The sequence below is a fragment of the Actinacidiphila guanduensis genome, assembly GCF_900103985.1.
Lineage (GTDB): Bacteria > Actinomycetota > Actinomycetes > Streptomycetales > Streptomycetaceae > Actinacidiphila > Actinacidiphila guanduensis.
Window position 1 is genome coordinate 32,509 of record NZ_FNIE01000002.1, and the last position, 24,441, is coordinate 56,949.

Annotated in this window: 16 protein-coding genes and 1 pseudogene; 9 read left to right on the plus strand and 8 right to left on the minus strand. The window is 73.9% G+C overall.

Features of this window, described 5'->3' with window-relative positions:
- Positions 1-95: 95 nt before the first annotated feature.
- The gene (locus BLR33_RS03420) at positions 96-833 is read left to right on the plus strand and encodes a peptidoglycan recognition protein family protein (RefSeq protein ID WP_093782771.1); all 738 of its coding nucleotides are present in this window, start codon (positions 96-98) and stop codon (positions 831-833) included.
- On the opposite strand, the gene BLR33_RS03425 is transcribed toward BLR33_RS03420, so the two are convergent.
- Together BLR33_RS03425 and BLR33_RS03430 are read right to left on the minus strand one after the other, a co-directional pair.
- A complete protein-coding gene (locus tag BLR33_RS03425; RefSeq protein ID WP_093782772.1) occupies positions 827-2,464 on the minus strand; it encodes a hypothetical protein in 1,638 nt (545 codons plus the stop codon). The two genes, BLR33_RS03420 and BLR33_RS03425, sit on opposite strands and share 7 nt — an antisense overlap.
- Positions 2,465-2,560: 96 nt before the next feature.
- Positions 2,561-3,535, minus strand: a complete 975-nt coding sequence (locus BLR33_RS03430) for an aldo/keto reductase (RefSeq protein ID WP_093782773.1) — start codon at positions 3,533-3,535, stop codon at positions 2,561-2,563.
- A 511-nt stretch (positions 3,536-4,046) separates the two neighbouring features.
- Here BLR33_RS03430 and BLR33_RS03435 point away from each other — a divergent pair.
- Complete coding sequence (locus BLR33_RS03435; protein WP_093782774.1) at positions 4,047-4,946, plus strand: GH25 family lysozyme; 900 nt, start codon at positions 4,047-4,049, stop codon at positions 4,944-4,946.
- Between the two features lie 154 nt (positions 4,947-5,100).
- Here the strand turns inward: BLR33_RS03435 and BLR33_RS03440 are convergent, their stop codons facing one another.
- Both BLR33_RS03440 and BLR33_RS03445 read right to left on the minus strand, forming a co-directional pair.
- Positions 5,101-6,867, minus strand: a complete 1,767-nt coding sequence (locus BLR33_RS03440) for a serine/threonine protein kinase (protein ID WP_176930106.1) — start codon at positions 6,865-6,867, stop codon at positions 5,101-5,103.
- 142 nt (positions 6,868-7,009) lie between these two features.
- Positions 7,010-7,870, minus strand: a complete 861-nt coding sequence (locus BLR33_RS03445) for an aldo/keto reductase (RefSeq protein WP_093782776.1) — start codon at positions 7,868-7,870, stop codon at positions 7,010-7,012.
- Between the two features lie 434 nt (positions 7,871-8,304).
- Here BLR33_RS03445 and BLR33_RS03450 point away from each other — a divergent pair, with 434 nt between their 5' ends.
- A complete protein-coding gene (locus tag BLR33_RS03450; RefSeq protein ID WP_176930107.1) occupies positions 8,305-10,302 on the plus strand; it encodes a S53 family peptidase in 1,998 nt (665 codons plus the stop codon).
- Positions 10,303-10,921: 619 nt separating this feature from the next.
- Complete coding sequence (locus BLR33_RS03455) at positions 10,922-12,112, plus strand: polysaccharide deacetylase family protein (protein ID WP_107408834.1); 1,191 nt, start codon at positions 10,922-10,924, stop codon at positions 12,110-12,112.
- 76 nt (positions 12,113-12,188) lie between these two features.
- Here the strand turns inward: BLR33_RS03455 and BLR33_RS03460 are convergent, their stop codons facing one another.
- The 3 genes from BLR33_RS03460 to BLR33_RS03470 all read right to left on the minus strand — a co-directional run bounded on the left by BLR33_RS03460 (position 12,189) and on the right by BLR33_RS03470 (position 16,629).
- Positions 12,189-14,414 (minus strand): transglycosylase domain-containing protein, encoded by a 2,226-nt coding sequence (locus BLR33_RS03460; RefSeq protein WP_245771134.1) that lies wholly within the window; start codon positions 14,412-14,414, stop codon positions 12,189-12,191.
- Between the two features lie 258 nt (positions 14,415-14,672).
- Positions 14,673-15,257, minus strand: a complete 585-nt coding sequence (locus tag BLR33_RS03465; RefSeq protein ID WP_407639627.1) for a universal stress protein — start codon at positions 15,255-15,257, stop codon at positions 14,673-14,675.
- A gap of 103 nt (positions 15,258-15,360) precedes the next feature.
- Positions 15,361-16,629: an SLC13 family permease gene (locus tag BLR33_RS03470; RefSeq protein ID WP_093783234.1), complete on the minus strand. Its 1,269-nt coding sequence runs from the start codon at positions 16,627-16,629 to the stop codon at positions 15,361-15,363.
- Between the two features lie 982 nt (positions 16,630-17,611).
- Between BLR33_RS03470 and BLR33_RS03475 the strand changes: the two genes are divergently transcribed.
- The 4 genes from BLR33_RS03475 to glpK all read left to right on the plus strand — a co-directional run bounded on the left by BLR33_RS03475 (position 17,612) and on the right by glpK (position 22,852).
- Positions 17,612-19,477, plus strand: coding sequence for a helix-turn-helix domain-containing protein (locus BLR33_RS03475; protein ID WP_143031616.1), 1,866 nt, complete (start codon positions 17,612-17,614; stop codon positions 19,475-19,477).
- Positions 19,478-19,658: 181 nt separating this feature from the next.
- Positions 19,659-19,952, plus strand: coding sequence for a zinc-ribbon domain-containing protein (locus tag BLR33_RS03480; protein WP_093782780.1), 294 nt, complete (start codon positions 19,659-19,661; stop codon positions 19,950-19,952).
- Positions 19,953-20,329: 377 nt separating this feature from the next.
- Positions 20,330-21,178 (plus strand): MIP/aquaporin family protein, encoded by an 849-nt coding sequence (locus BLR33_RS03485; protein ID WP_093782781.1) that lies wholly within the window; start codon positions 20,330-20,332, stop codon positions 21,176-21,178.
- Positions 21,179-21,334: 156 nt separating this feature from the next.
- Positions 21,335-22,852, plus strand: a complete 1,518-nt coding sequence (gene glpK / locus BLR33_RS03490; RefSeq protein ID WP_093782782.1) for a glycerol kinase GlpK — start codon at positions 21,335-21,337, stop codon at positions 22,850-22,852.
- A 99-nt stretch (positions 22,853-22,951) separates the two neighbouring features.
- Here glpK and BLR33_RS03495 read toward each other — a convergent pair whose 3' ends face one another.
- Positions 22,952-23,638 (minus strand): DUF4232 domain-containing protein, encoded by a 687-nt coding sequence (locus BLR33_RS03495; RefSeq protein ID WP_107408835.1) that lies wholly within the window; start codon positions 23,636-23,638, stop codon positions 22,952-22,954.
- A gap of 131 nt (positions 23,639-23,769) precedes the next feature.
- Here BLR33_RS03495 and BLR33_RS35570 point away from each other — a divergent pair.
- Positions 23,770-24,237: pseudogene (locus tag BLR33_RS35570) on the plus strand (TerD family protein); the annotation flags it as partial.
- Between the last annotated feature and the right edge of the window lie 204 nt (positions 24,238-24,441).

The window sequence follows — 24,441 nt, forward strand, 5'->3', positions numbered from 1 at the left end:
CCCCTGGGGGTATGACGGGGCTGGTCGGCGGGCTGGGGGTCACTCGAATGGCTGGTGGGGTGGGGGTGCGGGGGGAGGGGGCGCATCGTGGGGGGATGCGGGGTCGCTGGGTGAAGGGGGCGGCGCTCGCGGTGTCGCTCGTGTTCCTGGTGACGTGCGGGCCCGCGGCGGGGCGGCATGTGCGGGCGGCGCCCAGAGGGGCGCCCGTGCTGCACGTGGCCGCGCTGGAGCCCGCCGTCGTGGGGCGGCGGATGTGGCACGCGGACGAGCGGGCCGTCAAGGAGAAGCCCGAGTACGACGGCACCGTGAAGGCCGTCTTCGTGCACCACACCGACAACCCCAACACCTACGACTGCCGCAAGGACGTCCCCGCCATGCTGCTCGCCATGGAGCGCAGCCACATCGCGCTCGGCTGGGACGACCTCGGGTACAACTTCGTCGTCGACCGGTGCGGCACCGTGTACGAGGGCCGGGCCGGCGGCATCGGCAGGGCGGTGCGCGGCGCCCACACCGAGGGGTTCAACGTGGACACCGTCGGAATAGCGGCCCTGGGCAACTTCGGCCCCGGCCGCAAGGTGCCCGAGCCGATGCTGCGGGCGATCGCCCGGATCGCCGCCTGGAAGCTCGCGCCCGGCATCGACCCGCGCGGCAAGGTCCGCCTGGTGTCCACCGACAGCCGCAGCCGCTTCCGCAAGGGCACCGCCGCGCAGCTGCACGCGATCTCCGGCCACCGCGACGCCTACGAGACCGACTGCCCCGGCGACGCCCTCTACGCCGCCCTGCCCTGGATACGGCGCACCGCGGCGAGCCTGCGCCAGGGTGCCACCTACTGACGGCCGGCCGGGCGGGCGACGTACGCCCGGTAACCGTGGAAGGCGGGCAGGTCGGGCAGCCGCAGCAGCCGCCAGCCGCGGGCATAGGACGGCCGGCCGCCCCGGACGAGGAGGGCGACCGGGCGGTGGAGAGCGGTGCGGCGCAGGCCCGCGGGGGTGATGCTCCCGTCGGGGCCGCCGACCTGGCGTGAGGAGCAGCCCGCGTAAAAGGCCATGGGCACCGCGTGGTCGCCGCTGAGCACGCACGGCGGCCGTACGCCCGCGCTGTGCAGGCTGGCGGCGACAGTGCCGTAGTCCCGCCGCATGGTCCGGTTGCTGCGGACGTCCGAGGTGAGGACGGCGGCCTGGACGGCGAGGTGCCCGCACAGCAGCACGGCGAGGACGGCGCCCGCCGAGCGACGCAGCACAAGGGCCCGTCGCCGCGGGTGAGGGAGCGGTGTCCGCTGTGTGCCGGGCGCGGCGGCGTCGGCCGGCGACGGCGCCGCAGGTGGGCGCTCCGGCGCCGCGGAGGTCCGGGAGCCGGTCCCCACGGTCCCCGGCGAGCCCGCCCAGAGGAACGCGGCCCGCAGGCACCAGGCGACCGGGATCGCCGCGAGCGCGTAGGCCGGCAGGAGGAAGCGGGGGGCCGCGTAGCCGATGAGGAAGAGGTAGGGGAAGGCCGTCGAGGCGGCGGTGAGCAGGGGGAGCAGGGCCGTGGCGCGGCGGCCGGCGCGGTGTGCGGCCCACAGTCCCGCGACGGCCAGGACCGGCAGGACGAAGAACCAGATGGAGTCGGCGGGGTGGCGCCACGGCACCGTGCAGGGGCGGCACAGCGTATGGCCGTCGAGCGCCCTGACCTGGTCGTCCACGGCGAAGTTCCAGCCCGTGCCGCCCTGGATCGCGCTGGCCCGGTCCAGCCGCTCGCTCAGTCCGCCGTAGCGCACGTACGCCTCGATGACCCATTCGGCGCAGCCGAGCACGACCCCGGCGGCGAGCGCGGACCAGACCAGGGGGCGCCGCCCGGCCCGCAGCAGCAGGGCGGTCGCGGCGATCGGGAGTACCAGCCAGAAGGCGTCCGGCGGCCGCATCAGCCCGGAGAGGGTGACCGCGGCGGCGAGGCCGGCGGCGCTGCGGCGGTCACCGGGGTCGCGCAGCAGCCGCAGGAAGAAGGCGACGGCGGCGAGGGCGCCGTACGCGCTCCACAGGTTGGGCATGACCTGCGGGCCGTAGTAGAGGCTGATCCACAAGGTGGCGAACAGCCCGCCCGCCAGGGCGACGACGGCCGGCGGGACGAGGGTGCGCCAGGCGCGCAGGGCCAGGAAGAGGCCCAGCGCGGACAGCACGGCGAACCAGACGCGCAGCGCGGTGGTGGAGCCGGTCCAGGAGGCGATGGGCGCGGCGAGGAAGGAGATGCCGCGGGCGCGCGGGGCACTGAAGAAGGCGGCCGGCACCGAGCCACTGACCTGGCTGGTGTAGACGGTCTCGTCCCAGCCGAGCCCGCTGCCGGGCACCACCGCGACGAGCTGCACCACCCCGTAGACCGCCGCCACGGCCGCCGCCCACCGCCCGGCCCGCCGGGCCTGCGCCTCGCGGTCCGGTCCCGTCCCGTGCGGCGGCCGGGGGCGGACGAGGGTTCCGGTGATCTCCGACATGTCCCCACCCTGTCAGGGGGCCGCCCGCGGTGGGCGGCGCCGGGCCGGGGCGGGGCGGATGGCGGCGAAAATCACACACCCCCGCCCGATCCGGCGTCAGGAGTAGTAGTTGCGCTGCCAGCGGTGGCGCGCCAGGATCGCCAGCTGGTCGGCGCCCAGGGTGCGGCCGTCGCTCACCGCCGCGTTGCGCTCCACGTTGCGGACCGTGCGCATGCCCGGAATGACCGTGGAGACCTGAGGCGCGCTCAGGACGAAGCGCAGGGCGGTCTCGGCGATGTCCGCGACGGGGATGGCGAGGTCGGCGGCGATGGCCTCGACGTGGCGCTCGACCTCGGCGGGGCGGTCGCCGCGGAAGTAGCGGTTGCGGAAGTCCCCTTCGGGGAAGGTCGTGCCGGCCGTCACCGCGCCGGTCAGGCCACCCTCGTCCAGGGCGACGCGGACGATGACGCCGACGCCGTGCTCCTCGCAGGCCGGCAGCAGCGCGTCGGCCGGAGCCTGGTCGAAGATGTTGTAGATGACCTGCACGGTGTCCACAGCGCCGCTGCGCACCAGGGCGAGCGCGCTGTCGGGCTCGTGGTCGTTGATCGAGACGCCGAACAGGCGGATCTTGCCCTCGGCCTTCAGGTCGGCGATCGTCTCCAGCCAGTCGCCGCGGCCGACCCACTCGTCGCTCCACACGTGGAACTGCAGGATGTCGAAGTGGTCGAGCCCGCTGGCGCTCAGGCTGGTCTCCAGGCTCTGCCGGATGTGCGCGCCGGGGAAGGCGTCGGCGGGGGCGACGCCCGCGGGGGCGGGCCACCGGCCGTTCTTCGGCGGCACCTTGGTGGCCACCAGGATCTCGCCGCCGTCGCGGCCGGCCCGCTCGCGGACGAAGCGGCCGACGATCCGCTCGCTCTCGCCGTAGCCGCGGGCGGTGTCGATCAGGTTGACGCCGAGGTCGGCGGCGCGGTGCAGGGCGCGCAGCGACTCGTCCTCGGCGGCGCCGATCCACGCCGAGGCGCCGATGCCCCAGGCGCCGTAGCCGATCTCCGACACCGACAGCCCGCTGCGGCCCAGTTCGCGATAGCGCACGGTGATCCTTTCCTGCTGGGTTCCGACGACGGCCCCAGCTTCGTAGGCGACCGGCGGCACCGTCCAATAGAAGAAACCGAAGGCATTCAGAAGCGCGGGCGATGAGTGCCGCGCGGCCGCACGAGGCGGTGACGACGAGCGCCGTGCGCCCGCGCGAGGCGGCGCCGACGAGCGCCGTGCGCCCGCGCGAGGCGGCGCCCGTGGGTGCCGATGAACGCCGATGCACGCCGACGAGCAGCGACGAGCACCGCCGCTGCACCGAGCCCGCACCGGGGCCGCACCGGGGCCGCGCCGAAGGGGCCACCCGGACCCGCGTAGGGCCGTACGAGTGAGGGAGGGCGTAAGGCATTCGGGTCGCAGCCGCCGGCAGGCCGCGCCGCAGCGCGGGCCGGGCGGTCCGAGGACCGACGCTGGGGTCACTCCCGTCCCAAAAGCAGACAAAAAGCTCATCAGGCAAGAGGTGCGGTCCCGCGCGGGGCCGCCCGAGCCCCCCACACCCTGGAGGTACCCCATGGACCGCCCGGACCACCGTCCGCGCCCCGGTGCGCACGCCGGTGCCGAGCCCCACGCCCGCACCCGGCCCCGGCGGGCGGCCCGCCGCCGCACGATGCTCGCCCTCGCGGCGGCCCTGGCCGCCCTGCTCGCGCTGCCGGCGGCCGGCACCGCCACCGCCGAGCCCGGCCTGCACGGCCGCGGCCGGATCGAGAACTACCACTGGATGGGCTCCAGCGTGGCCACCCACGAGGGCCGCTCGCTGAACCGGGTCCGCTCCACCACGCGCGTGCCGCAGACTCCCGGCATGGACGTCAGCAACTGGCAGGGCACGGTGGACTGGCCGGCCGCCTACGCCAAGGGCGCGCGCTTCGCCTACATCAAGGCCACCGAGGGCACCACCTACCGCGACCCGCAGTTCAACGCCAACTACGTCAACTCCTACTACGCCGGGTTCATCCGCGGCGCCTACCACTTCGCCACGCCCAACACCTCCAGCGGCAAGGCCCAGGCCGACTACTTCGTGGCCCACGGCGGCGCCTGGTCCAAGGACGGCAAGACGCTGCCGCCGCTGCTCGACATCGAGTACCCCTCGGGCTCGACCTGCTACGGCCTGAGCCAGAGCGCGATGCGCGACTGGATCAGCGACTTCGTCAACGAGGTGCACGCCAAGACGACCCGCTGGGCGACCATCTACACCACCACCGACTGGTGGACCACCTGCACCGGCAACACCTCGGCCTTCGCCGCCAATCACCCGCTCTTCATCGCCCGTTACGCCTCCAGCGCCGGCAAGCTCCCGGCCGGCTGGCCCTTCTACAGCTTCTGGCAGCACTCGGACTCGGGCACCTTCCCCGGCGACCAGGACTACTTCAACGGCCCGATCAGCGGCCTGAAGAACCTCGCGAACAACACCTGAGCGGCGCCAACAGCCGCCGGTCCACTGACCGTTGCGGGGCCCACGTCCCCGGGCCCCGCAACACCCCCGCCTCCCGCCGGCACCGCGGCACACCGGCCCCGCCGCACCGTCCCCGCGGCGAGCCCCCGCCTCCCGTAGGGCGCCGTAGGGCGGTTCAGCGGGCGAAGCCCGCCAGCGACAGCAGCAGGTGCGCCGACTCCGGGTGCTGGAAGTCGGAATGGGCACCCGAGGGGTGCCACCAGCGGCCGCGCCGGAACCGCCAGGTCGCGTCCACGTTGACGATCCGCTCCCCGAAGTGCGCCCGGACGTAGGGCTCGTGGGAGCGCAGCAGGGGCGCGGCGGCGATGTGCTCGGCGGGCGCGGTGGCGCCGGCGAACCCGATGCCGGGGGCACCCTCGGCGAGCCGGTGCCACAGTCCCGTGGCCCGGTCGGCGCGCGAGGAGGTCAGCGCCACGGGGCCGTTGATCGGGGCGTCGTGCAGGATGCGCGCGAAGCGGTCGGCGAAGATCGCGGGCGGCGCGGCCATCTGGAAGACCAGCAGGGTGTCCACCGTGTAGGGGTAGCGCGGGTCGGCCCGGTTCCAGCCCAGCACGGCGGGCCGCTCGCCCGCGGCGGCCTGCACGGCCTCGGTGAGGAAGCGCCCGCCGAAGGAGTGGCCCACGCAGTGCAGGTACTGCCCGCCGGCGCCGCGCAGGGTCGGCGGCCGGCCGGGCGTCCTGCGCCGGGAGTTGAGGTAGCCGAGCAGCTGCCCGAGCACCTGCCCGGCGTGACCGGTGGTGGTCATGGCGTGGGCGCGCTCGCGCACTCGCCGGTAGCCGGTGAGGAAGGGGTCGCTGGTGGAGGGCCAGCGCACCGCCACGTAGTGCCCGCGCCAGGCGCCGAGCGTCGGGTAGCGGCGCGGGTCGGCGGCGCAGGCGGCCTCCACCAGCGAGAAGAAGCGGGTGGCGCGGGTGAGCGCCTGGGTACGGGTGTTCCGCCAGCCGTGGACGAACACCACGACGTCGGTGGCGTCCTGCGGCACGTGCAGGTGCCGGGCGAGGAAGTCGCCGGCGGCGGCCGCGGGCACGGCGGCGCCGGTGTCCGGGTCGAGCAGGTCGCCCCACTCGTCGAGGTCGACCACCGCGTGGGGGGCTGCGGCCCGTCCGGTCAGCTGTCCGTCGCCGGCCACAGGTGCACGTCCATCCCGCGGTAGAGGGAGAAGATCAGGCCGAGCGGGTTGCCCTGCTCGGCGGCGAAGGAGCGGGCGACCGACGATGACGTTGTCCGGTTTCAGGTCGCAGTAGAGCAGCCCCTGGTCGTGCAGGTGGGCGAGGATCGCGGCGGCGTCGCGCAGCACCGCGAGCAGGGTGGCCAACGTCAGCCCCACCTGGGCGAGTTCGCGCAGGGAGGGTCCTTCGACGTACTCCATGACGATGTACTCGGGGTACTCGGACGCCTCGCCGGTGCGCGCGTCGTGGTGTCGGACGAAGTCGAGGATGCGGACGATGCCCGGGTGGTCCTGGGCGTCCAGGAACCCGCGTTCGGCGCGGGCCGCCGAGCGGGCCTGCGGATCGGCGCTGTCCAGCAGGCCCTTGAGGACGACATGGGTGCCGGTGGAGCGGTCCTGGGCCAGGTAGAGCCACTCGCGGCCGCCGCGGGCCAGGCAGCCGAGCACCTCGTAGCGGCCTGCCACCAGGTCGCCCCGGGCGAGTTGGGGCCGGAAGGAGAAAGGGGTGCCGCACGAGGGGCAGAAGCCTTCGGTCCTGCCGGGCTGCCCACGGTAGGAACGGTCCACGTACGAACCGCAATTGCCGCACACACGCCGGTGCTCGGGCAGGACGGGGTCCGTCAGCAGCTTGGCCTCGGGCACGGGTTCGGCCCACTGCCCGCCCCACAGCGGCGACTCTCCCCCGGGCTGGGAGGACGTGTCCTCCCCAATCACCCTTCCCACGATACGCAGAACCGTGCGGCCCATCACCCGAACGGCCACCCGAAGGGGCACACGCGCGTGCCCCTTCGGGACCGCCCGTCAGGCGGAGGCGGCCGCAAGAAGCCGGAAGAAGCCGCAAGAAGCGGCAGCGGCCTCAGGCGTGGGCGGACAGCTCCGCGATCTCCTCGGCGGTCAGCGTCAGTTCCGCCGCCTGCACGGAGTCCTGGATCGAGGCGGGCCGGCTGGCACCGGGGATGGGGACGACCTGCTCGGACAGGGCGAGCATCCAGGCCAGGCAGACCTGGTAGGGGCTCACCCCGTGGGCGGCGGCGACCTTGGCGAACGGGGCGAAGGTGGAGCCGAGGTCGCCGGCCCGGCTGATGCCGCCGAAGGGGCTCCAGGGCAGGAAGGCGATGCCCAGCTCGTCGCACAGCGCCAGCTCCGGCTCGCTGGAGCGGAAGGCGGGCGAGAACTGGTTCTGCACGGAGACCAGCCGGCCGCCCAGGATCTCGTTCGCCAGCCGGATCTGCTCCGGGTTCGCGTTGGAGATGCCGGCCATCCGGATCTTGCCCGCGTCGAGCAGGTCGCGGATGGCGCCGACGGAGTCGGCGTAGGGGACCTTGGGGTCGGGCCGGTGGAACTGGTAGAGGCCGATCGCCTCGACACCGAGCCGCCGCAGCGACGCCTCGCACGCCTGCTTGAGGTAGTCGGGGTCGCCGTTGAGCGTCCACGAGCCGTCTCCGGGGCGCAGGTGGCCGCCCTTGGTGGCGACCAGGACCTCGGCGCCGGCCGGGTGCGAGGCCAGCGCCTTGGCGATGAGCGACTCGTTGTGCCCGACCTCGTTCGCGTCGCGGTGGTACGCGTCCGCGGTGTCGATGAAGCGCACACCGGCGTCCAGCGCGGCGTGGATCGTGGCGACGGACCGGGCCTCGTCCGGGCGGCCCTCGATCGACATGGGCATTCCGCCCAGACCGATCGCGCTCACCTGGACGTCACCGATACGGCGGCTCTGCATGGCTCTGCCTTTCTCCGGACGGGGGGACCGGGTGCGCCGGGGGGACGCACACACCAACCAGCATTCCCCCGCGGGCGCTGAACCGTCCAATAGAAGAAAGCGAACGAATTCAGCGCTGCGGACGCACAATCCCGGCAGGCGCAAAACCACCGTCCCGCGCCGCCGGCCGGCCCACCGCAGGCCACACCGAACGCCCTGGTCTGCGGCGTTATCGGACCCCCCGTTTCCTCGCGATTGGGTAAAGGGCGGCCACTTGGGGCCTGCCCGGTATTCCCACAATCCTCACGTGGCGTGCACACTACAGGCCAGCGTCGGCCATGCGATCTGGTCGTGCACGGCCGGCGGCTTCGGTTCCCGTTCCCCTGATGAACCTTCACGTTGGAGTCGTCATTACCGGCATACACAAACCCCGTGCGTTCAGCGCGCGCGTCGGTGTGGTCGCGGCTGCGTCGCTCGCCACACTGTCCGGCTCGCTGATGCTCGCCGGCCCGTCGCAGGCGTCCACCCCCGCCGCCACGCCCAAGACGATCACCGGCAGCCACCCGTCCTGGGCGACCGCCGCCGCCGACGCCGGCGCGCTGTCGTCCGGCACCGAGCTCACCGGAACCGTCTACCTGGCCGGCCGCGACGCGGCCGGCCTGACCGCGTACGCGACGGCGGTCTCCGACCCGTCGAACGCCGCCTACGGCAAGTTCCTGACCCCGGCCCAGTTCGACGCGCGCTTCGGCACCACCGGCGCGCAGGTCACCGCCGTGAGCAAGTGGGCGAAGGACGCGGGCCTGACCGTGGTGAAGTCCACCGCGCACGCGCTCACCGTCAAGGGCACCAACGCCGCCATCACCAAGGCGTTCGGTACGTCCGTGCACAACTACCGGGTCTCCGGCACGGTGCGGCACGCGCCCGCCGGGAACATCGTCGTGCCGTCAAAGGTCTCCGCCGACGTGCTCGGGGTGACCGGCTTCACCTCCGCCGGCGCCAACGTCGTCAAGCCCGACTCGACCAAGGTCTCGGACGCGGCCCCGGCCGCCACGGGCGACCACAAGACGCCGAACAGTGGCCTGCCGACCACCGCGACCTGCTCCGACTACTGGGGCCAGAAGCTCGCCACGGGCGCGCCCGCCGGCTACACCAAGAGCCCGGTGCCCTACGACCAGTGCTCGTTCTACCCGTCGCAGATCCGCAAGGCGTACGGCATCACCGCCTCCGGCCTGACCGGCAAGGGCGCCACCATCGCCATCGTGGACGCCTACGGCAGCTCCACGATGCTGGCCGACGCGAACCAGTACGCCACGAACCACGGCGACAAGCCGTTCCGCAGCGGGCAGTACAAGGAGATCGTCGACCCGTCCCAGTGGACGAACGAGGACCTGTGCAGCGGTGCGGCGGGCTGGGCGCCCGAGGAGGCGCTGGACGTCGAGATGGCGCACGGCCTCGCGCCGGACGCCAACGTGGTCTACGTGGGTGCCAACTCCTGTGAGGACAGCGACCTGCTGGCCGCCATCAGCACCATCGTGGACAACCACCTGGCCGATGTGATCTCGAACTCCTGGGGCGAGATCATGCACACCACCGACGACGCGGACGTGACCGCCTCGGAGATCGCCGCCTACGAGCAGGTCTTCAAGCAGGCCGCCGTCGAGGGCATCGGCATCGGCTTCTCCGCGGGCGACTGCGGCGACTCCAGCCCGGCCGCCGCGGCGACCGGCGCCAACTGCCAGGCCGACACCTCGCGCGCGCAGGCCAACTGGCCCGACTCCGACCCGTGGGTGACCTCGGTCGGCGGCACCGCGCTCGGCATCGCGAACAAGACCGGCAGCTACGGCTTCGAGACCGACATGGGCACCCTGCGCTCCAGCCTGTCCGCGGACGGCAAGAGCTGGACCCCGTCGGTTCCCGGCCCGTTCTACTTCGGCGGTGGCGGCGGTACCAGCGAGGACTTCGCGCAGCCGTTCTACCAGCGCGGCGTGGTGCCCGGCTCGCTGTCGCACACCCTGATGACCGGCCAGAAGGTGCGCACCGCGCAGCGGGTCACCCCGGACATCTCGATGGTCGGCGACCTCTACACCTCGGTGCTGGTCGGCCTCTCCGACGGCGCGCCCTACAGCGAGGGCGGCTACGGCGGCACCAGCGTCTCCTCGCCGGAGTTCGCCGCGGTCCAGGCCGACGTGCTGCAGGCCCGCCACCACGCGGTCGGCTTCGCCAACCCGTCGATCTACGCGCGCTCGCACGTGGTCACCGACGTCATCGACCGGCAGGCCCAGCACTCCACGACCCCGCTGAGCAGCGTCCACGACGCCGGTCTGGTCAACGGCACCCTGGTGGCGCGCCTGATCGCCTACGGTCAGGACACCTCGCTCAACGCGGTCCGCGGGTACGACGACGCCACCGGTGTCGGCTCCCCGAACCTGGACTACTTCCGGTCCTTCCGGTAACCCTCGCGGCACCTCGCGAGCGGCACCGGACCGAGGGCCCCGGCGGAGCGTTTCCGCCGGGGCCCTCGGCGTTCTCTTGCGTTCCCTTGTGTCCTCCGGGGTCCTCTTGCGTCCTGCGGCGAAACCGCCCCCGCCCGGCGACCGTCTTACCCACGGTGGTGCTTTGGCCCCAAGGGCCACGACCAGGAGCGCCACGCGACAGCGACAGGCTGGGGGCCGTAGGCCAGTGGGGACGAACGACCGCGAGACGCAGCAGGACCCAGGACAGGAAGGGGAACAGGAAGAGGCGCGGAACCGGGAACACGAGGGGGAGCCGGAAGCGACGCGGGGACGGGGAGAGGAACGGGGACCGGGACCGGACGCGCGGCAGCAACCCGGGCCGGAGCAAGCCGACTCGGAGCCGGAGGAGCCGGAGCCCGGCGGGGAAGCAGCAGAGGAAGCACCAGGGGAACCGGCACAGGGAACAGCGGCGGAACCAACAGCGGCAGCCCACGCGGCCGAAGCGCCCGAGGAACCCGCTCCCGCGAAAGCGGCCGGGCCGGGGCGGCGCCGGTGGAAGCGCGGGGCCGTCGCGGGGGCCGCGGCCTCGGGGCTCGCCATCGCGATCGCGGTCGTCCTGGTGGCGACCGGCACCGGCGGTGACGGCGGCGGCAAGGCGCACGCGGCCGAGCACCCGCCCCGCACCCCGGTGCGGCACGCCCCGACCGCGAGCAGCACCCCCTCGTGGGACGGCACGACGCAGCTGATCGGCGACGGCTCCACCTCGTACACCGGGCCGCAGCCGCACCAGCCGGTGCCGCAGAAGCTCAAACCGGGCGAGAAGCCGCCGCAGTTCGTGGTCTTCTCCTGGGACGGCGCCCTGGAGGGCGACGACCACATGTTCTCCCGCTTCCGCGAGCTGGCGAAGTCGAACCACGCGAACATGACGTTCTTCCTCAGCGGGATCTACCTGCTGCCGAAGGACAAGCGCACCCTCTACCACCCGCCGCGGCACGCGCCGGGCGCCTCCGCCATCGACTTCCCCACCGACCAGCACATCAAGTGGACGCTGTCCCAGCTGAGTCAGGCGTGGGAGGACGGCGACGAGATCGGCACCCACTTCAACGGCCACTTCTGCGCCCCCGATCCGGGCGCCGGCGGCACCTGGTCGACGCAGGAGTGGAAGAGCGAGATCTCCCAGGCGTACTCCTTCGTGCAGAACTGGAAGACCAACACCGGCTTCACCAAGCTGCCGGCGCTGCCCTTCGACTACGCGCAGGAGCTGGTCGGCGGCCGGGCCCCGTGCCTGGAGGGGCAGAAGAACCTGCTGCCGGCCGAGAAGTCGCTGGGCTGGCGGTACGACGCCAGCTCGCCGGGCGACTTCCAGCTGTGGCCGGCGAAGAAGGACGGCGTCTGGGACTTCCCGCTGCAGCTGGTGCCCTACCCGGGCAAGGACTTCCAGGCGCTGTCGATGGACTTCAACTTCCTCTACAACCAGTCCGGCGGCGACGTCACCGAGGGCGACCCGGCGAAGTACCCGCAGTGGGAGAAGGAGACCCGCGAGGGCTACCTCAACGGCTTCGAGCGGGTCTACAACGGCAGCCGCGCCCCGCTGTTCATCGGCAACCACTTCGAGGACTGGAACGGCCAGATCTACATGCAGGCCGTCGCGGACGTGGTCAAGGACGTGTGCACCAAGAAGGGGGTGCGCTGCGTGTCCTTCAAGGAGCTGTGCGACTGGCTGGACGCGCAGGACCCGGCGGTCCTGGCCAAACTGCGCGACCTCGACCCGGGCGAGTCCCCGGACTGGTCGACCTTCATCACCAAGTAGGCGACGACGAGGGCCTGTCCGGCGGATCACCCCGCCGGACAGGCCCTCTCGTTCGGCCTCCTAGGCCGATCTCGACTCACCGCGCGGGCGAACCGCCCGCGTACTTCTCCGAGTTGGCGTCCTTCCCGTCCTTCCCGTCCTTCGCGTCGTCCTTCGCGGTGGGCGCGGCCGCGCGGCCCGAGGGGGCCTGCGAGACCGGCGCCGACCCCATGTACTGGGTCCAGATCGACGTCGGCAGGTCGCTGCCGGGCTGCTTGGGCGATCTGCCGCCGATCCCGTCCAGCGGCATCAGCTGCTGGGACTTCGGGTCGATGCGGAACAGCTCCACCGAGGTGGCCATGGTGCGGTCGTAGCCGACGAAGGACGCCGAGGTGTTGTCGGGCGCGGTGCCGGGCAGCCCGGCCAGGTCGGGGCCCGCCTTCGCCGCCGCCGTGGCCGCCCCTGACCGCACCGCGTCGTGCAGCGCCTGGTCCACCTCGCCGGCCACCTTCGGGGTGAAGGGGTGCGTCACCGTGCCGTGCCGCACGGGGACGTCGGCGCCGTCGAGGGTGACCCGCCGCACCGAGTACGGCTCGGTGTGGGTGCCGGCCGCGGCGAAGGTGGCGTACGCGCCGGCCATCCGGATCGGGCTCGGCGTGGCGGTGCCGAGCGAGAACTGCGGCACCTGCTCGCCGAACCCGCTGTCGGGCAGCAGCCCGGCGTCGACCGACGCCTGCCGCACCTGGTTGAGCCCGACGTCCATCCCGAGCTGCATGATCGGCCCGTTCACCTGCTCGGCCACCGCCTGCCGCAGCGTGATCGTGCCGTAGCTGCGGTGGCCGGCGTTCGCGGTGGTGACGATCCGGCCGTCACGGTTCCAGTACGGGCCCTCGGGGGTCTGGATGGGCACCTTGTCGTCGCCGTTGTAGGGCGATTCCGGGGTGACCCGCGCACGGGGCGCGTCGCGGGATCTGACCACCCCGTCGCGCAACCCGGCCGCGTAGACGAAGGGGCCGTAGGTGGTGCCGGCGGGCACGATGGCGATGTCGGCGTCGTCGAAGCCCTGCTTGATGTAGTCGGGCCCGCCGTACAGGGCGAGGATCCGCCCGTCGGTGGCCACGGAGGCCGCGCCCACCCGCACATTGCGGTCGGCGGCGCGCCCGGCCGGGTCGAGGGTGGCCAGCTTGCCGCTGACGGCGTCGGCGAGCGCGTCCACCTTGGGCTTCTCGAAGGTGGTGTAGATCTGGAAGCCGCCGAGGTCGAGCCGGGCCGCCGAGATGCCGCTGTGGGCGGTGACGTAGGCGCGGGCGGTGTCCACGAGGTAGCCGGTCTGGCCGCCGAGCCCGGCCGGCCGCGGCGGCGGTATCGGCTCGGGGAACGTCGTGTACGTGGCCCGCTGGGCGGCCGACAGGTGGCCGGTCTTGACCATCCGGTCCAGCACCCACGTCCACCGCTGCACCGCCCGGGCGTGGTTGGCCGGGCTGACCGAAGGGTCGTACAGGCCCGCGCCCTTGAGCAGCGAGGCCAGGAACGCGCCCTGGCTGGGGTTGAGTTGGGAGACATCCTCGCCGTAGTACGCCTTGGCGGCGCGCTGCACCCCGTAGGCGCCGCGGCCGAACCAGCTGGTGTTCAGGTAGCCGTCGAGGATCTGCTGCTTGCTCGTTCTGCGGTCCAGCTTCACCGAGATGAAGATCTCGGAGATCTTGCGGGAGATCGTCTGGTCCTGGTCGAGGTAGACGTTCTTCACGTACTGCTGGGTGATGGTGGAACCGCCCTGCACGCTGCCGCCGAAGGCCATCGTGGTCACCGCGCGGGCGATGCCCTTCGGGGAGACGCCGTGGTCGGAGTAGAAGGAGGCGTTCTCGGCGGCGAGCACCGCCCACTGCACGCCCTGGGGGATGCGGTCCAGCGGCATCGCCTGCCGGTCCACCGGGCCGACCCGGGCCATCTCGGTGCCGTCGGCCCAGTAGTAGACGTTGTCCTGCTGGGTGGCGAAGGCGTTGAGGTCGGCCGGGATCTTCGTACGCTCGTATCCGACGGCGACCAGCGCGGTCAGCGCCAGCAGCCCCCATACGCAGGCCAGCAGCCACTGGCGCGGCGAGGGCAGCCAGCGGCGCACCCCGGTCCGGCCGGGCCGGGGATAGCGCGGGGTGATCCGCCGCACCACGGACGAGCGCCGCACCCGGCCGGCCCAGCGCGCGGCTGCAGAGCCGCGCAGCGGCCGCCACAGCCGGGCGGCGGCCGCTCCCCGCGCGGCCGCCCACCCTCGTATCCCCTTGCGCTGTAACACCCGCCACTTGCGCACCATCGGACGCACTGACATCCCCCACCCCCATGACCCCGTATGGAACAGGCGTTCTCCCCCGCCTCGGTCGGTTCGACCCTATGGGTGCTTCCGGACGGCCCCTTCGCCGTATCTCCACAGCTCTGTAACAACGCGCAAACATCGAGGGGTTGCCGGCCGGGACGAGTTCGGGGGCTGGTTCGGGGGTGCAGGGGGTGGTTCGGGACGGGTTCAGGACCGATTCGGGGCTGGTTCGGAGTCGGTTCGGAGTCGGTTCAGGGCGCCTTCAGGGCGCCTTCAGGGTGTCGGCGGGGGCGGAGGCCGATGCGGCGGCGGGGGTGGGGGCGGGGGCTGATGCGGATCATGCGGGTGGTGCGGCCGATGCGGATGGCCGGGGTGGTCCGGGGGCGGCGGGATGTCGGCGGGGCTCGGCGGGTGGGCGGTCGGCCAGACGAGCAGCACCGGGCAGGGCGCGTGGTCGACGATGAAGCGGCTGTGCGGGCCCAGGCTGTGCGGCCCGAGCCGGGTGCGGTCGCCGTCGCGGGCGAGCACCAGCAGGTCGGCGCCCTCGGCGGCGGCCACCACCTCGCGCTCCACGCGGCCGGTGCGCTGCCGCGTCTCGCACGGCCGGCCCAGCCGTTCCGCAGCCGCGGCCAGCAGGTCCCGGCCGGAGGCGGCGGCCGCCTCGGTGAGGGCGGCGCCCGGGTCGTGGCCGCCGCCGCGGCCGAGCAGCCCGGCGAAGGCGCCGTGCGCGGCGGCGGGCGCCTCGGGGTCGGGCACGTGCAGCAGCACCACCCGCGCGTCGTCCGGCGCGTGCCTGCGCACCGCCTCGACGCAGGCCGGCCAGGTGGCCTCGACGATCCACGCGATCACGGTCGTCACGCCGTATCCGCCTCCCATGGTGTGCGGGCCCCGCGGCAACTGATGGGGCGTCGGCTTCGGCCCCTTCGCTCCTCGGCCGGAGCGAGGGGGTGTTGGAGCACTGCTAGAACACTGCCAGCGACAGCCACAGTGCCGGAACCGCCACGGCGAGCGCGGCAGGCACGGCGAGCGCGCCGAGCCGGCTGAACTCGCCCAGCGCCACCTCGCTGTCGTGCTCGTGCACGATCCGCCGCCACAGCAGGGTGGCCAGCGAGCCGGCGTAGGTGAGATTGGGGCCGATGTCGACGCCGAGCAGCACCGCCAGGACGGCGCCCTCGCCGTTCGGCGCCGCCAGCGGCAGCAGCACCAGCACGGCGGGCAGGTTGTTGATGAGGTTGGCCAGCAGCGCGGCGAGGCCGGCCAGCGCGAACAGCGCGGGCAGGCCCGTGCCGGAGGGGACCGCGTGGCCGAGGGCGGTGCCGAGCCCGTGGTCGACCAGCGCGCGCACCACGATGCCGAGGGCCAGCACGAAGGCCAGGAAGGGCACCGAGGCGGCGGCCAGCAGCTTCCGCGGGGTGGTGCGGCGCCGTACGAGGGCGCGCACCGCGAGGACGGCGGCCCCGGCGAAGGCGGCCCAGGCGGCGTTGACGCCGAAGGCCGAGGCGACGACGAAACCGGCCAGGGTGCCGGCGACCGTGGCCAGCGCGAACCGCGGGACGGGCGGCCGCTCGTGCGCCGCGTCGGCCGTGCCGGCTGCCGACGGGTCGGCGCCCGCGGCCAGGTCGCCGGCGAAGAAGCGGCGCAGCACCACGTACTCCACGCCGATCGCGGCCAGCCACGGCAGCGCCATCAGGGCCGCGAAGCGCGTGAAGCTCAGGCCGCTCGCGGCGAGGGCGAGCAGGTTCGTCAGGTTGGAGACCGGCAGCAGCAGCGACGCGGTGTTGGACAGGTGCGTGCAGGCGTAGACGTGCGGCCGGGGCCGGGCGCCGAGGCGGGCCGCGGTCGCGAACACCACCGGGGTGAGCAGCACGATCGTGGCGTCCAGGCTCAGCACCGCGGTGATCACCGAGGCCAGGACGAAGACCTGCCCGAGCAGCCGCTGGGTGCTGCCGCGGGCGGCCCGCGCCACCCAGGCGCCGCACGCCCGGAACAGTCCTTCCTCGTCGCACAGCGCTGCCAGCACCAGTACGGCCGCGAGGAACCCGACGACCGGGCCGAGCCGGGCCGCCTCGTCGCGTGCGTGGTCCAGGCTGATCGCGCCGGTGCCCACCGCGATCGCGGCCGCCGGCACCGCGACGACCGCCTCCGGCAGCCCCCACGGCCGCACCACCGCGCACCCCAGCACCAGGGCGAGCAGGAGGGCGCTGAGGGCTTCGGCGGACGCGGTGTTCATGCAGGCCATGGTGCCCGCTCCGGCCCGGCCCACCGCACCCGCCACGGCGCCGGCCGACCGGCGCGGGCCGCGATGGTGCACAGGTGGCAGGTCGCGGGCGGCAATTGGTGCACCGGTGACGTAGTGGGGTGGCCGATCGGGCCGTACGGTGACGTCAGACCGGTGGCCCGGAACGGGGGACGGCCACGCCGAGGGGAGGGGGGCCTCCGGTCGCTCGGGCGCGGAGGTCCTTCGCCGCCGCCATCCGGCTGCACGGTCGGCCCACTGTGCAGCCGGACATCGGACCGGGCGCCGCCATCCGACGGGGGAGGATGGCGGCGCCCCCGCTCCACGGTTCGTGGCAGACGCCCATGCCTGGCCGACACAACCTGGCGCGCGCCCTGCCGCGCGCTCCCCGCACACGTCTGCGCCCGCCCGGCACCGCGTAGCTCGGGCCCCGCTACACGCTCCGTCGCAGACGCCTGCGCCCGCCCGGCACCTCCTGGCGCGCGCCCGCCCCACGCCGCTCACCTCGCGGGCCGACGCCCTCGCCGACTGCCCGCGGCGAATCGGGCAGCCGCGCGTCCTCGCCGGACCGCGGGGCCGACGGGCTGCCCGCCCTGGTGAAGAGCCCCGGGCGCGGACCGACCCCGGAACGCACCCTCGACGCAAGCGCCTTGCCCACCCGCCCTGCGCGGTACCCGCCCCATCGGCCGCAGTCCCGCTGCGTGTTCGCCCGTTGCCGCCCCTCCCCGCGCGCCTGCGCTCATGGCCGCGCGGGCGGCCGCCCCGATCGGCTGCCCCTGCAAGGAGGGTGCTCCGGCCGTCATCTTCGACCGCTCCCGCTCGTGTCCGGGCCGACACGGCGTGTTGTACGGTGCACGCCCGACCGGAATGTCCCGCGCCCCCGGGCCGGGGGTGGGCGCAGCCGGTCGGCGGGCGTCCCGCGAACCCGCGGGGACCCCGCGAAGACCCGCACACCCCGGGGGATGACGTGCTGACCGTGCTGACGTCGCAGGATCTGGCCGGCTACGAGGAGTTCGGCGCCGCCGTCGTCGTCGGCGGGGAGCGCGAACTCGAGCGCGCCCTGGTCCTGGCCGGGGCCGAGGTGCCCGCCGGCGGCTGCGAGGGGGCCCTGGTCGTCGTCGGCCCCGGTCTCGAACACCCCGCAGTCGCCCGCCTGGTGCGGATTCTGGCGGAGAGCGGCGCCGCGGGCCTGGTGCTGGCCGGGACCGCCCCGGACGACCCAGCGGCCACCGAACTGGCCGCGACGGCAAAAGAGTCCGGCCTGCCGCTGCTCGCCTCCGGCCGCACCCTCGCCGAGTGGGAGGTTCTGGCCCCACAAGTCGCCGCCCTGCGCGCCGGGTTGCTGGAGCGGCAGTACGCGCGGCTGGCCGGGCTGCTGGACCGGCTGCCCGCGCCCGGCACCGGCGGCGCGGCCGCCGACGAGCGCGGCACCGTAAGGAAGTTGGCCGCCTACCTGTCCGAACAGCTCGACGCCCAGGTGCTGGTGCGCGGCGCCGGCGGCGTGCTCGCCGCGGCCCCCGAGGCCCGCCCGCCACGGGATCAAGAGGCGGACACGCAGGGGCGGTTGGCGATACCCCTGAACGGCGACGCGACCTTGCTGGTGGCCACCGACCGCCCGGCCGCGGCACCCGACCGGGGCCTGGCCGCCTACACCGCCAAGGCGATCGGGCTCGCCCTGGCCGGGCTCGGCGAGCGGCAGGCCGGGCAGGCGGTGGACGAAGCGGTGCGGCGGGTGCGGGTCTCCGCGCTCCAACTGCTCATGAGCGGCCACCCGGTGCCCGCCCAGCGGGTGATCCAGGGCATATCCGGCGACCTGCTCGACAGCGACACCGCGCGGGTCTACATCATCGACTGCGCGGGCGCCCCCCGTGACGCGGTCCTCACCGAGGCCGAGCGGGCGCTGCGGGACGCGGCGCTGCCGGTGCGCTGCCCGGCGTTCAACCGGCACGTCATCATCGTCGCCCCCCAACTGCCGGGCCGGGACCCCGAGCCCGCGCTGCTGCGGCTGCTCGGCGTCTTCGCGCAGGAGCGGGTGATGCTCGGCGGCAGCCTGCCGCACCCGATGGAGGCGGTGGCCGACGCGTACGGCGAGGCCATGGACGCCCTGGCACTGGCCGCCCGCACCCCCGCCCGGCACGCGACGGCCTCCCGCACCACCGGCGTGCTGGACGTGCTGCCGCCGGAGGAGACCCGGGCCTGGGCGATCCGGCTGCTGCGGCCGGTGCTGGCGATGCCGCGCGGCGGACGGCAGATCCTGGAGACGGCCGCGCTCGCCGTGGAGTTCGAGAGGTCGGCGGCCGCCCGGGTGGTCGGGGTGCACCGCAACACGGTCACCCGCCGGGTGCAGCAGGTCTTCGACGCGGTGGGGCTGGACCACGAGCTGATCCTGCACCGGGTGGTGCTGTCGCTGGCCGCGCAGGTCGTCGGGCGGTACGGGGTGGGCCCGGCGCCCGAGGGGCCGGGCCTGCACGCGCTGCTGACCGCACCCGAGGTGCGCTGCTGGGCGGAGAAGGCGCTGCGGCCGCTGGCCGGGGACCGCAGGGACCTGCTGCGCACGCTGCGCGTGTGGGTGGGCCACGGCTGCCGGTTCGAGCAGGCCGCGGCGGAGCTGGGCATCGCCACCAAGACGGTCCGCTCGCACATCCGCGCCGCCGAACCGCTGCTGCGCCGCGACCTGGTGGCGAACCTGCCGGACCAGGCGCCCGACGAGAGCGAGCACCGCCTGTCCAGCGTCCGCCCGCTGGCGCTGGCCCTCTACGCCACGACGCCGCCGGGCACCGCGCCGCCACCGCTGCCGGTGCACCACGAGCCGGCCCCGCCCCGCCCGGCGACGGCCCCATGAGCAGCGCCGGCACCACCAGCACCACGCGCCCCGGGCCGGCGGCCGGCCTCCGACCTGACGGTGGGTAAAGCGCTGGGTAAAAGGGCTGCCCCCGGGTCGGACTGACATCTCCGTGCGGCACACTCTGCTTCGCACGGAGTCCGCCGCTGGGGCGGGGCTCGAGGGGCGGGAGGAACCCATCATGATCATCTGGGGTACCAGGAGCTACATCTACCAGCTGGCGATGCTGACACTGCTGTGCGGGCGCTGCGGCAACCCCGCGGCGCACGCGCTGCGCAAGCGGGTCATGAAGTTCACGCTGTTCTTCATCCCGCTCTTCCCGATCAGCACGAAGTACTCGACGCAGTGCACCTTCTGCGGCGCCCAGAGCCAGGTGCCCAAGGAGCAGGCCCTCGCCCTCCAGGCGCAGATCGCCGCCCCCGCGGCCCCGGCACAGCAGCCGCAGCAGCAGGGCGCGAACCCGTACCAGAACTGACCTCTCGCGCGAGGAGCGCCCCCGCGGCCGGCCGGCCGCGGGGGCGCTCTTGCGTGTCCGGGCGCCCGCCGGTTCTCTCCGATGCTCTTCGGTGTCCTTCGGCGTTCTTCGGCGTTCTTCAGCGTTCTTTCGATCCGGCCCGGTTGCCCGCCGGATGTGTCCGGATCATCGCCGATTTTGTCCGGCACGCGTCAACGCGCGAAACGTGTAGGAAACCTCGCAGCGGGAACCGAACTGACGTACCGCCGTATCCGAGGCACCCCCGAACGGCTCAGCCTCACAGGCCCCCAGGGGCCACCCCGTGCTTCCGTGAATGGAGCACAAGCGCGTGACAAGCCACAGCCGGCCCGCACGGAGCCGGCGGGAAGCAGGCATCCATGGCGGAACGTGACCTCAGATCAGGGCTTCTCGGCGAACTGACCGCAGAGTTCGCCGGCACCATGATCCTGATCCTCTTCGGCGTCGGTGTCGTGGCCCAGGTGGTCGCGGGCGGCGCCCTGACCGTCCCGCCGGGCGGTCTCGGCAACCACGACAGCATCGCCTGGGCCTGGGGCCTGGGCGTCACGCTGGGCGTCTACACCGCGGCCCGACTCAGTGGTGCGCACCTCAACCCCGCGGTGACCCTCACCCTCGCGGTCTTCAAGGGCTTCTCCTGGAAGAAGATCGTGCCGTACTGGGCCGCCCAGTTCCTGGGCGCCTTCGTGGCGGCGCTGCTGGTGCGGTGGAACTACACCGAGGTCCTGGCGCGGGCCGATCCCGGACACACCATCAAGACCCAGACGGTGTTCTCCACGCTGCCCGGCAACGGCAACCCGGCCACCGGCATCCACGAGTGGGGCGCCTTCCGCGACCAGGTGATCGGCACGGCGATCCTGCTGATCCTGATCCTGGCGATCACGGACGTGCTCAACAACCCGCCGCGGGCCAACCTCGGCCCGTGGATCATCGGCCTGGTGGTCGTCGCGATCGGCATGGCCTGGGGCACCGACGCGGGCTACGCCATCAACCCGGCCCGTGACCTCGGTCCCCGGCTGGCCAGCTACATCACCGGCTACGGCACCGCATGGCGAGATCAATGGGGCAACCTCTATTGGTGGGTGCCCATTGTCGGGCCGCTGGTCGGCGGCATCGTCGGCGGCATCTTCTACAAGCTCTTCGTCGGCTTCTGGCTGCCCACCGCCGCGCCCGAGCCGCCCGGCCGCGCGCCGATCCCCGACGAGGCCTGAGCACCGGGCCCGGCCCGGGCCCCGCGCCGTACCCACCGGACGGGGCCCGCGCCGCAGCGGCCCGCATTCCCGCGCGCGCCCCACCCGGCGCGCGCCCAGCCGCGGACGGTCCCGTCCGCGCGCCCGATTACCTCGACCCACGAGAGGCAGCACACCATGCCGGACTTCGTCGGCGCGGTGGACCAGGGGACCACCAGCACCCGGTTCATGATCTTCGACCACGACGGCAACGAGGTGGCCCGGCACCAGCTGGAGCACACCCAGTACCTGCCGCGCCCCGGCTGGGTCGAGCACGACCCGACCGAGATCTGGGAGCGCACCAACGTCGTCATCCAGACCGCGATCCGCAACGCGGGCATCACCGCGGCCGACCTGGCCGCCATCGGCATCACCAACCAGCGCGAGACGACGGTGGTCTGGGACCCGCGCAACGGGCGCCCGTACGGCAACGCGATCGTCTGGCAGGACACCAGGACGGACTCCATCGCCAAGGCGCTGGAGCGCGACGGCCACGGCGACCTGATCCGGCAGCGGGCCGGCCTGCCGCCGGCCACGTACTTCTCCGGCGGCAAGATCAAGTGGATCCTGGAGAACGTCGACGGCGTGCGCGAGGCCGCCGAGGCGGGCAACGCGGTCTTCGGCACCACCGACTCCTGGGTGCTGTGGAACCTCACCGGCGGCCCCAACGGCGGCATCCACGCCACCGACGTCACCAACGCCAGCCGCACCATGCTGATGGACCTGGAGACGCTGGACTGGGACGACGAACTGCTGGGCGTCTTCGGCATCCCGCGCGCGATGCTGCCGAAGATCAACCCCTCCTCGCACCCCGAGGCGTTCGGCAAGACCCGCGCCTCGCGCCCCACCAGCACCGAGGTGCCGATCGCCGGCGTGCTCGGCGACCAGCAGGCGGCCACCGTCGGCCAGGTCTGCTTCACCCCGGGCGAGGCGAAGAACACCTACGGCACCGGCAACTTCCTGCTGCTGAACACCGGTACGGAGGCGGTGCGCTCCGAGCACGGCCTGATCACCACCGTGGCCTACAAGTTCGGCGACGCCCCCGCGGTCTACGCGCTGGAGGGCTCCATCGCGGTGACCGGCTCGGCGGTGCAGTGGCTGCGCGACCAGCTGCACGTCATCACCAACGCCGCCGAGAGCGAGCGGCTGGCCCGCACCGTGGACGGCAGCGACGGGATCTACTTCGTGCCGGCCTTCTCCGGCCTGTTCGCGCCCTACTGGCGCTCCGACGCCCGCGGCGCGATCGTCGGCCTGGCCCGCTTCCACAACGACGGCCACCTGGCCCGGGCCACGCTGGAGTCGATGTGCTACCAGAGCCGCGACGTGGTGGAGGCGATGGAGCAGGACTCCGGGGTGCACCTGGACGTGCTGAAGGTCGACGGCGGCGTCACGGCGAACGACCTGTGCATGCAGACCCAGGCCGACATCCTCGGCGTGCCGGTCAGCCGCCCGGTGGTGGCCGAGACCACCGCGCTAGGCGCCGCCTACGCGGCCGGCCTCGCCGTCGGCTTCTGGCAGGACACCGACGAACTGCGCGCCCACTGGCACGAGTCCAAGCGGTGGGAGCCGCAGTGGAGCGACGAGCAGCGCGCCCACGGCTACACCGGCTGGAAGAAGGCGGTCGAGCGGACCCTGGACTGGGTGGAGGTCGAGTAGCCGCGAGGCCCCCTCGGCTGTGAGCGGCCGCAGCCGTCTGCGGCCGTCCGCTGCCCTTGCCGTGCGGACCCGTCGGACAGCGCCCGGACCCGGAAGGGGTCAGGGCCTGCTCGGCGGGTCCGTCGGCTGCCGGGCCTCGGTCGCGTCGGGGTGGTGCCAGGCGGTGACGTCGAGGGTGCCGGTGGTGCCGAGGTCCACGGTGAGCGGCACCTTCTGCGGGGCGCCCGCGACCGTCAGCTCCACCGCGGTGCCGGTCACGGCGGTCACGGTGGAGTCGGTGACGAGGTTGCGCCAGACCAGGGCCGTGATCGCCCGCTCGCCCGGCCGCAGCGTCAGCGTGGTGGGCGCCGGGTCGTCGATGCCGCCGGTGACGGTGACGCCGTGGTGCACCTCGACGTCGAGCCCGCGCCCGTCACGGCCGAGCACCCGCAGCCGCGGGTAGCCGCTGATGGTACGGGGCGCGGTGCCGCAGTCGGTCAGGCTGACCGTCACCGCGCGCAGCCCCATGGCCGCGTCGGGCACTCCGAGCGCGGCGCGCAACCCCGAGGCGGGGCACGGCAGTCCGGCCGTCCCGGTCGGCTCGTCGACCGGCGGCCCGGGGTACTGTGCGATGCCCGGCGGGGTCGCGGAGCGCGGGGGGTACGAGGTCGCGGGCCCGGACGGCGCGGCGGCGCCCGGGGTGGTGTGCGCGCCGCAGCCCGCGAGGGCGAGGGCGGCAGCGGCCGCCGCGGCGACCGGTGCGGCCCGGACGAGACGGCCGTGGGTGCTCCCCCACCGTGTGCTCACCCCGTGATCATCACATATTCGGGACCGGGAACCGCCCCGGAGCCGCGAGGTGTGACAAGAATGGGAAGTTCCTCCGCCCCGGCACGGCGGCGCAGGAGCGGAACATTCCGGGCGACAGGGGGAGTTGGACCATGGACGGCGGTATCGCGCTCACACCCGGCGGCAACGCGGCACTCGACGGCCCCGAGGCCCGGGCCGAGGTCACCGCCCGGGGGACGGCCATCGACGTCTCCGCGGTGCTGCTCACCGCGGAGCGCAAGGTCCGCGGGGACACGGACCTGGTCTTCTACAACCACCCGGCGCAGGACGGCGTCACGGTCGCCGGCGGCACCGTCCGCCTGGACCTGCCGCGCCTGCCCGCCGCGGTGCACACCGTGGCGGTGGTGGCGAGCGTGGACGCGAACCGCCCGGGCACGACCTTCGACGCGGGCAGCGGCCTGCACGCCGCCGTCACCTCGGGCCAGGCCGCCGTCACCTTCACCCCGCCGCCCGCCCGCCTCGGCGAAACCGTCGTCGTGGTCGCCGAGTTCTACCGCCGCGGCCCCGGCTGGAAGGTCCGCGCGGTGGGCCAGGGCTACGCCGACGGCCTGGCGGGCCTGGCCCGCGACTTCGGCGTGACGGTGGACGAGGCACCGGCACCCGGCGGGCAGGGCGGCGGTGTTGCCCCGGTGCCGTCCGCGGCGGCAACGCCGGGTCCGGGCGTGAACGGCGAGCCGCGGACGCCCGCGGCCGGATCGTCCGCGGGTCGCCCGCCCGGCGCCGGTGGTGCCCCAGTGCCGTCCGCCGGGGACCCGGCGCCCTCG

What these genes read in the sequence shown, in the direction of transcription:
- BLR33_RS03435 (WP_093782774.1), top strand. Translation starts at nt 4,047, where the DNA reads ATGGACCGCCCGGACCACCGTCCGCGCCCCGGTGCGCACGCCGGTGCC.
- BLR33_RS03445 (WP_093782776.1), bottom strand. Translation starts at nt 7,870, where the DNA reads ATGCAGAGCCGCCGTATCGGTGACGTCCAGGTGAGCGCGATCGGTCTG.
- BLR33_RS03460 (WP_245771134.1), bottom strand. Translation starts at nt 14,414, where the DNA reads ATGTCAGTGCGTCCGATGGTGCGCAAGTGGCGGGTGTTACAGCGCAAG.
- BLR33_RS03470 (WP_093783234.1), bottom strand. Translation starts at nt 16,629, where the DNA reads ATGAACACCGCGTCCGCCGAAGCCCTCAGCGCCCTCCTGCTCGCCCTG.
- BLR33_RS03425 (WP_093782772.1), bottom strand. Translation starts at nt 2,464, where the DNA reads ATGTCGGAGATCACCGGAACCCTCGTCCGCCCCCGGCCGCCGCACGGG.
- BLR33_RS03480 (WP_093782780.1), top strand. Translation starts at nt 19,659, where the DNA reads ATGATCATCTGGGGTACCAGGAGCTACATCTACCAGCTGGCGATGCTG.
- glpK (WP_093782782.1), top strand. Translation starts at nt 21,335, where the DNA reads ATGCCGGACTTCGTCGGCGCGGTGGACCAGGGGACCACCAGCACCCGG.
- BLR33_RS03420 (WP_093782771.1), top strand. Translation starts at nt 96, where the DNA reads ATGCGGGGTCGCTGGGTGAAGGGGGCGGCGCTCGCGGTGTCGCTCGTG.
- BLR33_RS03485 (WP_093782781.1), top strand. Translation starts at nt 20,330, where the DNA reads ATGGCGGAACGTGACCTCAGATCAGGGCTTCTCGGCGAACTGACCGCA.